This is a genomic window from Hymenobacter defluvii (assembly GCF_017589435.1).
Taxonomy (GTDB): Bacteria; Bacteroidota; Bacteroidia; order Cytophagales; family Hymenobacteraceae; genus Hymenobacter; species Hymenobacter profundi.
This window is the reverse complement of sequence record NZ_JAGETX010000012.1, coordinates 73,951-88,367: the sequence shown is the minus strand read 5'-3', so window position 1 is coordinate 88,367 and position 14,417 is coordinate 73,951. Positions and strand designations below refer to the sequence as shown.

General features: G+C 58.4%; 13 protein-coding genes. 3 read left to right on the top strand and 10 right to left on the bottom strand.

The features are described from left to right. The first annotated feature begins 191 nt into the window (after positions 1–191). The 3 genes from J4D97_RS17545 to J4D97_RS17535 all read left to right on the top strand — a co-directional run bounded on the left by J4D97_RS17545 (position 192) and on the right by J4D97_RS17535 (position 2,798). Positions 192–425 (top strand): hypothetical protein, encoded by a 234-nt coding sequence (locus J4D97_RS17545; RefSeq protein WP_208308711.1) that lies wholly within the window; start codon positions 192–194, stop codon positions 423–425. 250 nt (positions 426–675) lie between these two features. Next, positions 676–1,428, top strand: a complete 753-nt coding sequence (locus J4D97_RS17540; RefSeq protein ID WP_208308710.1) for an ABC transporter ATP-binding protein — start codon at positions 676–678, stop codon at positions 1,426–1,428. Continuing rightward, positions 1,413–2,798, top strand: a complete 1,386-nt coding sequence (locus J4D97_RS17535) for a hypothetical protein (protein WP_208308709.1) — start codon at positions 1,413–1,415, stop codon at positions 2,796–2,798. The genes J4D97_RS17540 and J4D97_RS17535 overlap by 16 nt, the downstream gene beginning before the upstream one ends. A gap of 146 nt (positions 2,799–2,944) precedes the next feature. On the opposite strand, the gene J4D97_RS17530 is transcribed toward J4D97_RS17535, so the two are convergent. The 10 genes from J4D97_RS17530 to J4D97_RS17485 form a co-directional block, all read right to left on the bottom strand. Further along, on the bottom strand, positions 2,945–3,601 hold the full coding sequence (locus J4D97_RS17530) for a CoA transferase subunit B (protein WP_208308708.1): 657 nt from the start codon (positions 3,599–3,601) through the stop codon (positions 2,945–2,947). 91 nt (positions 3,602–3,692) lie between these two features. After that, positions 3,693–4,388 (bottom strand): CoA transferase subunit A, encoded by a 696-nt coding sequence (locus tag J4D97_RS17525; protein WP_208308707.1) that lies wholly within the window; start codon positions 4,386–4,388, stop codon positions 3,693–3,695. A gap of 29 nt (positions 4,389–4,417) precedes the next feature. Further along, positions 4,418–5,626 (bottom strand): carboxypeptidase-like regulatory domain-containing protein, encoded by a 1,209-nt coding sequence (locus J4D97_RS17520; protein WP_279592457.1) that lies wholly within the window; start codon positions 5,624–5,626, stop codon positions 4,418–4,420. Positions 5,627–5,681: 55 nt separating this feature from the next. After that, complete coding sequence (locus J4D97_RS17515; RefSeq protein WP_208308705.1) at positions 5,682–6,881, bottom strand: carboxypeptidase-like regulatory domain-containing protein; 1,200 nt, start codon at positions 6,879–6,881, stop codon at positions 5,682–5,684. An 84-nt stretch (positions 6,882–6,965) separates the two neighbouring features. Then, positions 6,966–7,913, bottom strand: coding sequence for a bifunctional riboflavin kinase/FAD synthetase (locus J4D97_RS17510; protein ID WP_208308704.1), 948 nt, complete (start codon positions 7,911–7,913; stop codon positions 6,966–6,968). A 118-nt stretch (positions 7,914–8,031) separates the two neighbouring features. Next, on the bottom strand, positions 8,032–8,850 hold the full coding sequence (truB, locus tag J4D97_RS17505; protein WP_208308703.1) for a tRNA pseudouridine(55) synthase TruB: 819 nt from the start codon (positions 8,848–8,850) through the stop codon (positions 8,032–8,034). Positions 8,851–8,852: 2 nt separating this feature from the next. Next, entirely contained in the window at positions 8,853–9,683 is an 831-nt protein-coding gene (locus tag J4D97_RS17500) for an undecaprenyl-diphosphate phosphatase (protein WP_208308702.1), read from the bottom strand. Between the two features lie 80 nt (positions 9,684–9,763). After that, positions 9,764–10,087 (bottom strand): DUF3098 domain-containing protein, encoded by a 324-nt coding sequence (locus tag J4D97_RS23915; protein ID WP_208308701.1) that lies wholly within the window; start codon positions 10,085–10,087, stop codon positions 9,764–9,766. 91 nt (positions 10,088–10,178) lie between these two features. Beyond that, complete coding sequence (locus tag J4D97_RS17490; protein ID WP_185280985.1) at positions 10,179–11,072, bottom strand: cell division protein FtsX; 894 nt, start codon at positions 11,070–11,072, stop codon at positions 10,179–10,181. A 135-nt stretch (positions 11,073–11,207) separates the two neighbouring features. Further along, entirely contained in the window at positions 11,208–14,201 is a 2,994-nt protein-coding gene (locus J4D97_RS17485) for a glycosyltransferase family 117 protein (RefSeq protein ID WP_208308700.1), read from the bottom strand. Positions 14,202–14,417 lie beyond the last annotated feature (216 nt).

Genomic DNA, 14,417 nt, shown 5'->3' with positions numbered 1-14,417 from the left:
TATAGTGCAGCATGCATACTGCCTGTTTGGGTACGCCTACGTAGAAACGGGCGCAGTTGATACTAAACTACGGACGTTGCGGGTCAGAAACCAACCGCGCACGGACTGGCGGCGCGCAGTATTCTATAACCTCCTACCCCCCAGATTCGTTTCGACAAGCATACTCCTCATCTCTCTAATCCCTACTTCTGATGTCAACCTCACGCCTCACGTTCTTATGGCTGCTGGCCGCCACGGCCAGCCTAAGCGCCTGCAACTCCACGCCCTCCGATTCGGCTGCTACCTCCGATGCGGCCGTGATAGTGCAACAGGATTCCACCCAGCGCGATTCTGTGCCCACCATGCCCGCGGCCGTGCCCTCCACCGAGTACACGTCGCCCAATACCGTCGTAACCGAATCGGCTGATAGTCTGCACAAAGAGTAAGTAGGCCGCAAGCCACGAAAAAGCCGGGGGCGGTTTCTTCAATTGAAGAAACCGCCCCCGGCTTTTTCGTGCGCGTCGGGTAGCGAATGTAACAAGCTGCGTTGCCAGCGAAAATGCGCACCTCAGATAGTTGTCGCCTAGGGCGCTAAGGACTAGGCATCTGCTAATTGTCAGCGTAATTCCCGCTACTCATCCGTCGGTTCTGTAACTTACTGCCTCATCGATATAGAAGGAGTCTATACCTAGCTTCATGGAATTAGAATTACGGAATCTGACCAAATCATTTGGGACCAAAACAGTGCTGCGCGACGTGAGTTTGCGCGCCGAAGCCGGGTATTGTGTGGGCGTTGTGGGGCGCAATGGGGCCGGCAAGAGTACACTGTTCAATTTATTGGTGAATGTGCTGCTACCCTCGTCGGGCAGTATTGTGCTGGACGGAGAGCCGCTGGGCGAGACGTTTCCGGTGGCCGTGAAACGGCGCATTGGGGCACTCATCAACCAAGGCCATCTGGTGGAGCAGCTCACAGCCGTGGAATACCTACGGTTCGTGGCCCGGGTATACGAACTGCCCGACGCCACTAGCCGCATCGAGAGCCTGCTGGGGCACTTGCTGGAAGAGTTTGAGCAGGTGCGCACCAAGCGGCTCAGCTCGTTTTCGACGGGCATGAAGCAGAAGGTGGCCGTGGCCGCCTGCCTGCTGCACCGCCCCGAGCTACTGATTCTGGACGAACCCCTCAACGGCCTCGACGTGTTTTCGGCCGAGCGGGTGCTGACGCTGCTGGGCACCTACCGGAGTCAGGCCCTCACGTTTATTTCGTCGCACAATCTGGCGCACATCGAAAAAGTGGCGACGCACCTACTCATCATCGACGAGGCCGAGGTGAAATTCTGGGGCACGATGCAGGAGTTTACGCAAGACCGCGACGCCTACCTCTCCGATGCCCTGCTGCAACTGCTCCAGCCCACCGTTTCCACCCACGACCTCACATGGCTCACCAACTAGGCCGTTTAGGTCACTTCCTACCCTACCTGCTGGGCCGGCAACTGCTGGCGGTGTTCTGGCCCGCTGGCGAGCGTCGGGTAGCCACACTCTTAATTGGCATCACAGTAGGTTTGTATAGCTTGGGACTGGGCTATTTGCTCAATCACGCTGATACAATACCGGGCGTCTCGCTCCCTAATCTGTTGGCCGCCATCAACACCACGCTTTTTGCTACGGTATTGATGGCCGATTTCCTACCCACGTACCGCACCGTAGAGCGGCCGCTGCCCGAGCCGCTGCCGGTGTCGGCCCGCCTGAATGCGGTGACGGCCTTTGTGCTCGATCTGGTGTCGGTGCGGCGGGCAATGAGCCTACTGTTCTTGCTGGTGGTAGTGGCTGTGGCTCCAACTTTTTGGCAGCCGTTGGGCCTGAGCTTGCTGGTGTGGCTGAGCGCGGCCGCCCTAAGCTTTAATATGCGGCTGCTACTGTCGGTGGGGCGCTGGTGGCACCCTTTGTTTTGGCTGAATTTGCTGTGTCTGCTGGCGGCGGTGTTCTGGCTGGGCGACGGCTTGGGGTGGCAGTTGCCTATCTCTACGAACTGGCTACGGTTGCTGGCGGTGGCTGGGCCATTGCTGCTGTGGGTAGTGGCACTCAGGCTGGTAGGGCCCCGTTTCAGTGCCCGTTATATGGTAGAGCGCACGACCGAGCCTACTGAGAGTCAGTGGCAAAATCGGCTCTCGCCGGAGTGGAAATTGTATTTGCGCAAAACCTGGCCGGCGTTGCTAATGGGTGTCAGCTTCAAGCTTATCATGCTGGTGGCGACAGGAATCCTGCTCCGCAAGGGCGATGCAGGCTTCATGAAATCTTTGTTCTATTTCTCGTTTCTGCCGGTCATCAGCTTCACCTATGTCAATAATAACCTGCTGGGTTACTGCTGGGTAGCTACCACCAACGAGCTGGAGCGCCTGGGCCTGACGCCGCGTTTGCTAACTGGCTACCTGCGGCTGGCGCTGCCAGTGGTGTTTGTTGATTGCTTGCTGTCGGCTGGGGTGCTGCTGGCCTTGTTTCCGCGGGACCAGTGGAAACAGCTACCGCTGCTGCCGCTGGCCTCGCTGCCGCTGCTGGCCTTGGGCTTGTGGGGCAGTCTTTACAAAGCGAAACCGATCCGCAAAAACATCGATTTCAGCAACATGCGCAACAACGCCTCTACCCTCATGAATCTGTTGAGCATTGGGCTGGCCGCTGTGCTGTACTTAATGCCGTGGTGGTGGGCACGGGTAGCGCTGGCGCTGGTGGTAACGCTCACGGCCGTGGTACCAGTGCGTCGTATCCTCACCAACCACGGCCCTACCCGCCGCCAGCTCTGGCACAAGCTTATGCACGCGCAGTAAGCCGTTCGAATTGAATATGAACGGTGTAGAGACGCATACTTGCGTCTCGTCGTTGCTGATGTTGGTTGTTCAACGACGAGACGCAAGTATGCGTCTCTACACCGTTCAATTAGCACTTGTGACTGGCTGCTGATAGCCTACCTTCCTCACAACCTCATTTCCGGCACCTCGCCCTGCGGCACTACCAAGCGACCGGCGGTGGCGGCTTGTATTTGCTCTACCGATACGCCGGGCGCCCGCTCGCGCAACACGAAGCCGTCGGGCGTTATATCGAGCACAGCCAGCTCCGTCACGATTTTCTTGACGCAGCGCACCCCCGTGAGGGGTAGGGTGCAGGCAGGTAGGAGCTTGCTGCTGCCGTCGCGGGCGGTGTGCTGCATGGCCACGATGATGTTGCGGGCCGAAGCCACCAGGTCCATGGCGCCGCCCATACCCTTCACCATCTTACCGGGTATCTTCCAGTTGGCAATATCCCCAATTTCGGATACCTCCATGGCGCCCAGAATCGTCAGGTCTACGTGCTCGCCGCGTATCATGGCAAACGAATCGGCCGAGCTGAATAAGCTGGAGCCGGGTAGGGTTGTCACGGTTTGTTTGCCGGCGTTGATGAGGTCGGGGTCTACCTCGGCTTCCGTCGGAAACGGCCCCATGCCCAGCAGCCCGTTTTCGGACTGTAGCTCTACGTTGATGCCTGCCGGGATATAGTTAGCCACCAGGGTAGGGATGCCAATGCCCAGGTTGACGTAGTACCCGTCGCGCAGCTCCTGGGCAATGCGTTGGGCTATTTGATTCTTGTTCAACATGTTGTTTGGTTGCTGAGGTGTGCGCAGAGGTCCGTAGTGAACGACCTCCGCGAACCTCAGCGCAGGTATCCGCGAACCTCTGCGCGAAAAATTAATGCCGCACCGTGCGTTGCTCAATCCGCTTCTCGTAGTTCCTACCTTCAAAAATGCGCTGCACGAAGATGCCAGGCGTATGGATGTGGTTGGGGTCTAGCTCGCCGGCAGGCACCAGTTCCTCAACCTCGGCCACCGTTATTTTGCCTGCCGTAGCCATCATGGGGTTGAAGTTGCGGGCCGTGCCTTTGTAGATAAGGTTGCCGGCCGTGTCGCCGCGCCAGGCTTTCACGAAGGCAAAATCGGCGTGCAGGGCGGTTTCCAGCAGGTACATCTTGCCGTTGAACTCCCGGCTTTCCTTGCCTTCGCCTACCTCCGTGCCGTAGCCAGCCGGCGTGTAGAAGGCCGGAATGCCCGCGCCGCCCGCCCGTACGCGCTCGGCCAGCGTGCCCTGCGGTAGCAATTCCACCTCCAGTTCACCGCTCAGCAATTGACGCTCAAACTCAGCGTTTTCGCCTACATAGCTGGAAATCATCTTGCGCACCTGCTTGGTTTGCAACAGCAGCCCAATGCCAAAGTCATCGACACCGGCGTTGTTGCTGATGCACGTGAGCTCCCGCACACCCAGGCGCAGAATTTCCTGAATGGCGTTTTCGGGAATGCCACACAGGCCGAAGCCGCCCAGCATCAGGGTCATGCCATCGGTGAGGCCAGCCAACGCCGCCTGGGCGTCGGGTACTACTTTATCAATCATACGGGTGGATAGGTGGGTACGCCAGAAAGTTAACGTTTCATACGCAACTCCAGCGCCGGGGGCTGGTAGTCCTGCGGCAGCAACTCGCCTACCCGCTCGAAGCCCCAGTAGCCTTCCGTGACTACCGCGCCAATAGTGCGTACGACGCCCGCGGCGGCCACCTCCGCTTCCGGCGTACGCAGCCGCACAACGGAGCGCTGCGTCTTGCTGTCGGTCTTGGGGCCGGGGAAAAGCCGCTGGTACATCGCGTCTTTTTCTTCGCCTTCATACGTTACGGCCATCAGACCCTGGAACCGCAGCCACGTTTGTGTGGGTGCTCGTCGCCGTAAGCTGTCGATGGGCAACTCCTCGGGGCTGAGGGCAGATGTGATGGGCGGCTCGCGTAGGGCGTGCACCACGGCCATCGGCAAGCCACGGTTTCGGACGCCTAATATGCTGTGTGTCAGCATAAACGTGTCGGCCCAAGCGCGCCGCTGGTTCACCTCGCGCTGCAAGCGCTGCACCCGAAAGCCGGCCGCGTCCACTTCATCGTGATACACGCTGCGCAGGAAGTGCATGAAAGAACCCTGGTAAGCGCGCTGGCGGTTTTCGGCCCACCGCCGACGCTGCCGCTCGTTGCGGGGCGTCAGGTCCTGGAAGCTTACCTGGCTGTCGGTGTAAGTGGTTTGCTGCCCATAATTTACCTGAAAATCGAGGTCGTAAAACGTCACGCGGTAGCCCAAGGCCTCATTGTCGACTTGGAGCTGGTAGGGCGTGTACGCCGTAAGCACATCTTTTTGGGCGTCGTACTCTACCACTACGCCATCCGGGTTGCGGATTTTACACTGCTTCGAGAAAGACGAACTGCCCAGGAAACGTTGCGCAAACCGGGCATAGTCGGCGGGGCGGTTGCGGTGGGGGCGCACCACCACTTCGCTCAACTGATTGATGGTAGGTGCCAGCTGAATGATAAAGGTTTGCGGGGCGTCGGCTACTGTTATGGTCTGCTTGTAGAGCTGGTAGCCTAGGTAGGAAACCACTAGCGTGTAAGAGCCCGGTTTCAGGGTCGGAAACGTAAAGTTTCCCTGTGCATCGGTGGGAGTGCCCACGGTGGTATTGGCAAAAAAGACGTTGGCCATTTCCAAGGGCTTTCTCGTCTGCGCATCAAGCACTCGGCCACTCAGCGTACTTTGTGCCGATGTCCACCGAACTAGTAATAGAAAGGATAAAAGCAATCCTGCGAAACGTGCGTAGAACATCCCTTATAAGGTATAAATAGAGTAGAATAAGGCCATAACCACCACAATAGAAAAGCTACGGCCGCGGCGGAATATAGTCATAGGGTAGCATTTCGCCCATTTTCTCGAAGCCCCAGTAGCCGTCGTTGTAGATGGCCAACGGATGTGCCAGGCGGCCGTTCGGGAAAATCTGCACGGCGGGCACTTGCAGGTACAACGTCGAGACTTCCTCAGAGGGGGTGGGACCGGGTTGCAGTTGGCCGGGCACTTCCGGTCGGTAGCGCGGGTCGGGCTTTTCGGGGAGGTAGGTGATTTGCAGCAGGTCGTGGAAGCGCAACTGGCAGGTATCAGCCACGAGCTGGCGCAGGCTATCGATGGGTAGAGGGCGGGTATAGAGGTAGCCGTAGCTGCGCGGCTCCTGCCGGTGGCGCTGCACCGAGTCGGGCAGTACCAAAGATTGGCCGGGTGGCAAGGTAGCCAGCAGATGCTGCATGATGCTATCGGCGCGGGCCCGGCGCGGGTTGTCCACAATGCGCAGCTTCTGCACCCGAAAGCCCTGGTCTTCCACCCGGTTTTCGTACACGCTGCGCAGGAAATGAATCTGCGAGCCGTGGTAGGCGTGCTGGCGGTTCTCGGCCCAGCGCCGCTGCTGGCGGGTGTTGCGGGCGCGCATTTCCTCGAATATCGGCGAGCCGTAGAATTGCACAAACTGCCGCTTGAAATCAACCGAGAAGTGCAGGCCGTAGTACTTCACGCGGTAACCCAGCGCCCGGTTTTCCACCAACACAAATTCGCGACTGGTGGCGGTCAGTTCGTTGGCCTGCGGGTCGTAGTCTACCAGCACGTCGTCGGGGTTGCGGATGCGGCACTGCTGCGAGAAAGTGGTAGAACCCAGGAACAGCTCCTCGAACTTGCGGTAGTCGTCGGGATTATTTTTGTGAGGGCGCACCACTACTTCGGCTAGCTGCTGGGAGGTAGGTAGCAGCCGCAGATTGACGTTCAGATTCTTGTCTTGCACTAAGATAGCCCGGCGGTAGAGCTGGTAGCCTAGGTAGGAAACCAGCAGCTCATACGGCCCCGATGCCACCCCGCGCAGCTCAAACCTACCCTGCGCATCAGTAGTAGCGCCATAGGTAGTGTTGGCCAGAAACACGCTGGCAAATCCCAGCGGCTCATTTGTCAATGAATCGCGGGCTACGCCGCGCACGGTTATCTGGGCGCTGGCTGCTGAGGCCAGGCAGAAGAAAAGCAGGAACAAGAAACCAATGCGTCGCATAGCCAGATAATATGGTAGGCTATACTACGAAAGTTTCGTAGAAGTTTCGATACGGGATGACAGACGATAAACGGAAAGTATTTTCTACCCCAACTGCTGCCGGGCGGCTTCCGCGTCCAGCGCCAGCTGTGCTTTCAAAGCATCCAACCCATTGAATTTCTGCTCATCGCGCAGGCGGGCTACAAACTCCACGGTGAGTGGCTGGTCATACAGGTCACCGTCGAAATCGAGCAGGTGAGCTTCTACCGTTTCAGCCAGGTCCCCGCCCACGGTGGGGCGCACGCCAATGTTGAGCATGGCGGGGCAAGTGGTGCCAGCGGCCGTGGTGGCGCGTACGGCGTACACGCCACGAGCAGGTACCAATTTTAAAGGCTCCGCGCACCGAATGTTGGCGGTAGGGTAGCCAATGGTGCGGCCCAATTGCTGGCCCTTCACCACAGTGCCGGTGAAGGGGTAGGCGTAGCCCAGGTACCGGTTGGCAGTAGCCACATCGCCACTTTCCAGGGCGCGGCGGATGCGGGTGCTGCTCACGCCCACGGCGTCTACGTCCTCGCGCGGAATCTCCTCCACGCGCATCCCGTAGCGGTCGGCGTGCTGGTGCAGGTAGTCGAAGCCGCCCTCGCGGTTCTTGCCGAAGCGGTGGTCGTAGCCAATCACGAGCCGCTGCGTGCCTACCGTATCGAGCAGGATTTTCTGGATGAATTCCTCTGATGTCCAGCTCGCAAACTCTTTCGTGAACGGGACAATCAGGAGATATTCAATGCCAAAATCGCGCAGCTTGGCTTCGCGTTCGGCCAGCGTATTCAGCAAGCGCAGCTCCAGCAGCTCGGGGTGGGAGGGGGGCGGTCCTAGCACCAGGCGCGGGTGCGGCCAGAAGGTAATCACCACCGTAGGGCCGCCGTGCTGCCGGCCAACCGTCAGCAGCCGTTGCAGAATTTTCTGGTGGCCCAGGTGCACTCCATCGAACGTACCGCTAGTTACCACGGCATTGCCAAGGTAAGGAAACTGCGCCGGGTCCCGAACGACGTGCATTTTCAGTTAAAAATTAAGAATTAAAAACTAGGAATGGGTGGTGGGAGAGCCCACAACTATCGAGGTGGTTGTACGAATTTGGAAAGTCTTTCGTCCATCTATCATCCACAAGCGGAGCTTAGGATAATAGATGATTTTCTTTCTGCTGCTCTGAGGTACTCCCTGCGTTATTTTCGTAGAACTCGATGCCGGCGCGGCGTTCGGGGCGGGGCTTGCGGGGGCGCTCGGGGCGCGGGGTGCTACCCTCGGGGCGGGGCGGGCGCAGGGCCTGAATGGCTTCTATCGTAAAGGCATCCTCCAGCCGGTACTCGCCTATGCGGGTGCGAACCAACTTGGTGAGGTGGGCGCCACAGCCCAGCGCCACGCCAAAATCGCGAGCGAGGCTGCGGATGTAGGTGCCCTTGGTACACACCACCCGGAAGTCTACCTCGGGTAGCTCTACCCGCGTCAGCTCAAAGGCTTTGATGGTAATTTCCTTGCTCTTGATTTCGGCCTCACCACCCCGCCGGGCTACCTCATAAGCCCGCTCGCCGTTCACCTTCACTGCCGAAAACAGCGGCGGCGTTTGTTGAATTGTGCCCACAAACTGCTGGGCGGCATCCAGCAGGTCGGCTTCGGTGAGGTGCTGGTAGGGCACCTCGTGGTCAACGGGGGTTTCCAAGTCGAAGCTGGACGTGGTCTGGCCCAGGCGGAACGTGCCGGTGTACTCTTTTTCCTGCGCCTGAATCTGGTCGATTTGTTTGGTGAGCTTGCCCGTGCACAGAATCAGCAGGCCGGTAGCCAGCGGGTCCAGTGTGCCGGCGTGACCGATTTTGCGCGGCCGTAGGGTGTTCTTCACCTTGCGCACTACATCGAATGAACTCCAGGTCAAGGGCTTATCTACGAGCAGAACTTCGCCCGCTTCAAAATCAAACTCAGCTAAGGTTCTGGCTGCCATATTTATACGAGTTGCAGGTTGATTTTCAGGCCAATCAGCAAGAGCAGAATACCGCCTATAATAATACGGTAGACACCAAAGGCGCGGAAGCCGTACTTGGCCACAAAATTTACGAATAGCCGAATAGCCAGCAACGCCACCACAAAGGCTACTACGTTGCCTACCAGCAGCTGCATCACTTCATCGTGCGAAAACAGGTCGCCTAGCTGGATGCCCTGCTCGGTGGCTTCCTGGTAGTAGTCGAGTAGGTCTTTGGCGGCGGCGGCAGTCATGGTGGGCATGGCTAGGAAGAAAGCAAACTCGGCGGCGGCGCGGCGGGTCAGCTTTTGGGTCAGACCACCAATAATGGTAGCGGCCGACCGGCTCACGCCCGGCACTACGGCAATGCATTGAAACAAGCCAATGATAAAGGCCTCGCGGTAGTTGGGCGTCGTGACGGGGCGGCCACCTTGCTCCTGCTGCTCTTGCGGAAACCACTTATCCACGAACAGCAGCACTACGCCGCCTACCACCAACATCAGCGCCACTACCGTCACCGATTCCAGTAGCGCATCAATATGCTTTTTCAGCAGTAATCCAACCACCACAATGGGCAGAAAAGCGACCAGTAGCTTCAAATAGAAATCAACACTCTGAAAAAAACGGCGCCAGTACACTACCAGCACCGATAGAATAGCGCCTAGCTGAATGACGACCAGATAGAGCTTCGTGAACGGGGTAGCCGTGATGCCTAATAGAGCCGAAGTGATAATCATATGCCCGGTGCTGGAAACGGGCAGAAACTCGGTGAGTCCCTCCACAATTGCGAGGAGGATGGCTTGCCAATACGTCATTGTGCGTAAGCTGATAGCCGATAGCGGTTAGCTATTAGCTTGGTTCTGACTAGCAGAGGGTTATAAATATGCCGGTGCTTTTACGAGCGTGGCTTGTTGTAGGTAGGGCGCGGCGCGGGAGTGGGTGGAGCTACAGGCGTGGTGGGTGGTGTAGCCAGGGGGGTAGGCATGGTGTCTTGGGTAGACTTGGGAGTTTCTACCGGCCCACCGGGTTTGGCCATAATGGCCCAAAACTCAATCAGAAACCCAACGACCAGCAGAATCGGGCCAAGCGTGATACCCAGGAACCCTTCGCCGTAATCGGTCGAGTCGAGGGTCATGGTGATGAAACCGGCCGCCAGCACTGCCAGCCCGACAAACATCAGGCGGTAGTTGCGAGGACCAAAAGCAAAGCGTTGGTTCATGAGGGTAGGGGTCTTGGGGGCTTAGAGTCTCAGAGATACGGTTGTTCTGATGTATAATCGATGAACAAAAAACCAAGATCCTAAACCCTATTTAGTACAAATCATCCAGCGACAAGCGCAAGTATTTTTTAACGGCGCGGTAGGAGCTGAAAAAGCCTATGCCGGCTCCCAGCGCTACCATCACCACAAACAAAACGAGAAGTAAGCGTTGATCTAGAAACAGTTGAATTTCGGGCACGTTGAGGGCCGCATATTGCAGCAGGCCCCACAGCAGCAGCCCGCTAAGTACGCCGCTGGCCACGCCCTGCCAGGTAGCGCGCCTCAGAAACGGCCACTGAATAAAAGCCGGGGTAGCTCCTACCAGCTGCATACTCCGAATAAGAAAGCGCTGCGAAAACAGCGCCAGCTTAATGGTGTTATTGATGAGAATAACCACTACCACCGTGAGCACCACCGCGAAGCCTAACAGCACCAACGTGAAGCGGCGTAGGTTCTGGTTGATGGAATCGATGAGGCTCTGCACGTATTGCACCTCAAACACGCCATCCTGCTTCTTCAGCTCCTGCACAATGCGGCCTAGCTGCACCGAGTCGGCGTACTCGGCGTTGATGCGGAGGATGTAGGCATCGCGCAAGGGGTTGTCGCCCAAGAATTGCTGAAAATCTTCGCCGGTCTGGTCAATCAATTCCTTAGCACCTTCTTCCTTGGAAAGAAACCGCACCTGTGGCTGGCTGCCTTTGTAAGCAATGTAGGGCTTGCTGGCAAAGTCCTGCTGCAAGCGCAGAAGCTGGGTTTCGGGTAGGCCGCGCTCCAAGTACACCTGCATCTCGATGCTCTCCTTCACGAGGTTGGAGATTTTGTAGCCCGAAATCAGCAAGGTGCCAAACAGCCCTACCACCAGCAGCGCCAGCGTAATGCTGAACACCACCATGGTATGCGGATAACTACCGAGAGTCTTTTTGCGAATGGAGCGCGCCTGGGCCATACCGGCAAAAGTAACGTGAAGTTTTTGAAGTGTTGCTTTTTGGGGTATTAGTTAGGGTCTTGAGTAGGGTAGGGTAAGGCAGGGCTGTCATGTTGAGCGGAGCCGAAATATGATGGCCGTATTTCACTCACCACCTCACCGCAGGTAGGGCGCTAGCAATTGATAAGCACGCTCGGCTCTCTGGGCGTCGCCTACCCGTTGCGCGGCCAGGTAGAGCTGCTGCGCCGTGCCCATGTGCTGATTCAACTCTCGTTCCATCAATGGGTTGGGGTGGCTGGTGTAGTAAGCCAGCGCCCGTTGCGTGCGGTCTAGGAGCACATCCATTAGTTGCTGGGCGCGCTTGACTTCGCCTCCGGCCACCAACGCGGGCACCAGCGCCGGCGAGTAGTAATCGTAGGGGATGGCCGCATCGGGGAGCACCGTCAGGCACTTGTCGGCTACCTGCTTGGCGGTGGCCGTATCGCCGGCGGCGAGGTAGGCGTTGGCGAGGCGCACGAATTTATCGCGGTAGCTGGCCGGAAACATTAGGTTGGTTTCATCATAATAAATGCTGGGGTTGTTGAGGCCACGATAGGCGAAGCGTTGCATCAGATTGTGGTACAGAATCTCTTTTGCCACGTAGCCATCGTCGTTGCCGCGTGGGTTGTAGTCGGGATTGCGCAGCGGGAGCACGCGCCACGCCAGCCCTTCCAGCTGGAAATACGGCTCTAGCCCTAGGTGGTCCTGCGACAGGGCCACGCTGGTAGCAAAGTAGATGGGCCGCTTCCAATTGTTGGTGGCAAGAATGTCCAGAATAGCCAGGCTCTTTTTCTCCAACGCCCGTTTGCTCACGTTGAACGTCATTTTACTGACCAAGTGGCCGCGTCGCTCCTTCGGGACAATGCCACTTTGCAGCACGGCTGCCGTGTCTACGGGTAGGTAGAAAGTAGGCGAGGGGAAAGACAGTAGGGTAGGCCCGCCTTCGCCGTAACTAACCTTCAGCAAGTCGCTGTCTTCCTGCACCAAGCGCAGAAAGTCCTTCAAGTTGACTTCCCCTACGCTTGGGTTCTCGGCGTACGGCAGGTAGTCGTTGGTGCCCTGCGCGTAGCGCGAGCTATCCAGCGAAAAGGCTACCGGCGCCGATTGATAGCTACGCTGCCTCATCTGCTCGATATGCCAATCGGTGTTCATATAGGGTAGCACCGCTATGCGCATATCGGTACGGACGCCCTCTACCTCCTGGGCGTACCACAGCGGGAAGGTGTCGTTGTCGCCGTTGGTGAACAAAATGGCGTTCGGCGCGCAGCTGTTGAGCAGGTTCCGGGCCGAGTCCACGGAGTTGTAGCGGCCCGAGCGGTCGTGGTCGTCCCAGCCCTGGGCCACGAGCAAGCCCGGCGCCAGCAGCCCCAGCAGCGTCACCACGCCGGCGCGGGCCGTATCGGCCTTGACGACTTTGCCCAGCAGGTCAGCCAGCGCGAGCACGCCCAGCCCGATCCAGATGGCAAAGGCATAGGTCGCGCCCGTGAAGGTGTAGTCCCGCTCTCTAGGCTCAATGGGCGGCTGGTTCAGGTAGACCACGATAGCCAGACCCGTGAAGACGAACAGCAGGCCCACGATCAAGGCGTTCTTCGAGTCGCGGCGGGCCTGGTAAAATAAGCCCAGCAACCCTAAGATGAGCGGAATGGCGAAGAACTGGTTGCGGGCTTTGCTCTCGGCCACGCGCTCGGGCAGGCCCTGGCTCGTTTCGGCGGGCCACAAGATGCCGGCCTGCTGCACGTCGCTCTCGCGGCCGGCGTAGTTCCACAGGAAGTAGCGCCAGAACATATGCCCCATCTGGTAGCGGAACAAGAACGACAGGTTCTGGCCCATCGTGGGCTTCACGCCTTCGCGTAGATCCACCCACTTCTGATAATAGGACACGCGCTGGGCGGTGCTAGCATCGGCGTAGATGCGGGGTAGGAGCATCTTATCGTGCTCTTGGTACACCAGCTCCTGCTTCTGCTCGGCCACCACGTATTTATCGCCCTGGCGCACGTAGCGAGGTCCAGCATCTACTTGGTCAATCGGCTGAGCAAACACGTGGGGGCCGTACAGCAATGGCCTCGATCCATACTGCTCGCGCTTTAGGTAGCTCACGAAGCTGAGCACATCCTCGGGGTCGTTTTCGTTGATGGTGGGGTGGTAGGAGCTGCGGATCGGCACGATCAGGTAAGAGCTGTAGCCGATCAGAATGAACACGAAACAGAGCATGAACGTGTTCAGCAGCTGACTGCGGCGCACGAAGCTCTGGCGGAAACCCACCCAGATCAGCCCGACCAGCAGCAGCATGAACAGCACGATGCCCGAGTTGAAGGGCAGCCCCAGGTTGTTGATGAAGAATACCTCGAAGTTGCCCGCCAGCGTGGGCAGGCCCGGAATGATGCCCACCAGAATGGCGCCCACCAGTACGAAGCTGATGACCAAGGTAGCGATGCCCCCAGCCCAGGTGGGGGTTGGCTGGCGGCGGAAGTAGTAGAGAAAGCCCAGGGCGGGGATGGCCAGCAGGTTCAGCAGGTGCACGCCGATGCTCAGGCCGATGACATAGGCCAGCAGCACCAGCCACTTGTCACTATCGACCTCGTCGGCGCGGTTCTCCCACTTGAGCATCAGCCACACCACCGTGGCCGTGCCCAGCGCCGACATGGCATAGACCTCGGCTTCCTCGGCGTTGAACCAGAACGAGTCGGAGAAGGCAAACGAGAGGGCGCCCACGGCCCCGGCGCCCAGGATGAGCAGCGTCTGGCCCAGGGTCGGCTCCAGGCTGCGGTCGTCGTGCAGGCCGGGGCGGCGCAGCACGAGCTTTTTGGCCAGCAGCGTGATGGACCAGAACAGAAACAGGATGGTGAAGGCGCTGCTCAGGGCCGAGAGGCCGTTGACGAGCACCGCGACTTTGGTCACGTCGCCGAAGCTGAGCAGCGAGACGAGGCGGCCCAGCAGCAGGAAGGTAGGGGCGCCGGGGGGGTGGGGCACGAGCAGCTTGTAGGAGCAGGCGATGAACTCGCCGCAGTCCCAGAACGAGGCCGTGGGCTCCAAGGTGAGCAGGTACACCAGCAGCGAGAGGCCAAACACCACCCAGCCGGCTAGGTTGTTTAAGCGGGAATATGAACGCATAGGTAGTTGTTGGGAGCTGATTATCAGTTATTAGTTGAAAACCACCTGTCATCCTGAGCAGAGCGAAGGACCTTCTCACGTCAGAACGACTCGTTCTGACGTGAGAAGGTCCTTCGCTCTGCTCAGGATGACAGGTGGTGTAAAGGACCTGCAAGCGGACGTAAACGACTGTTATTTTGTGTTAAAGAATGTTAACGGCTTGATTCCCTACCCCCT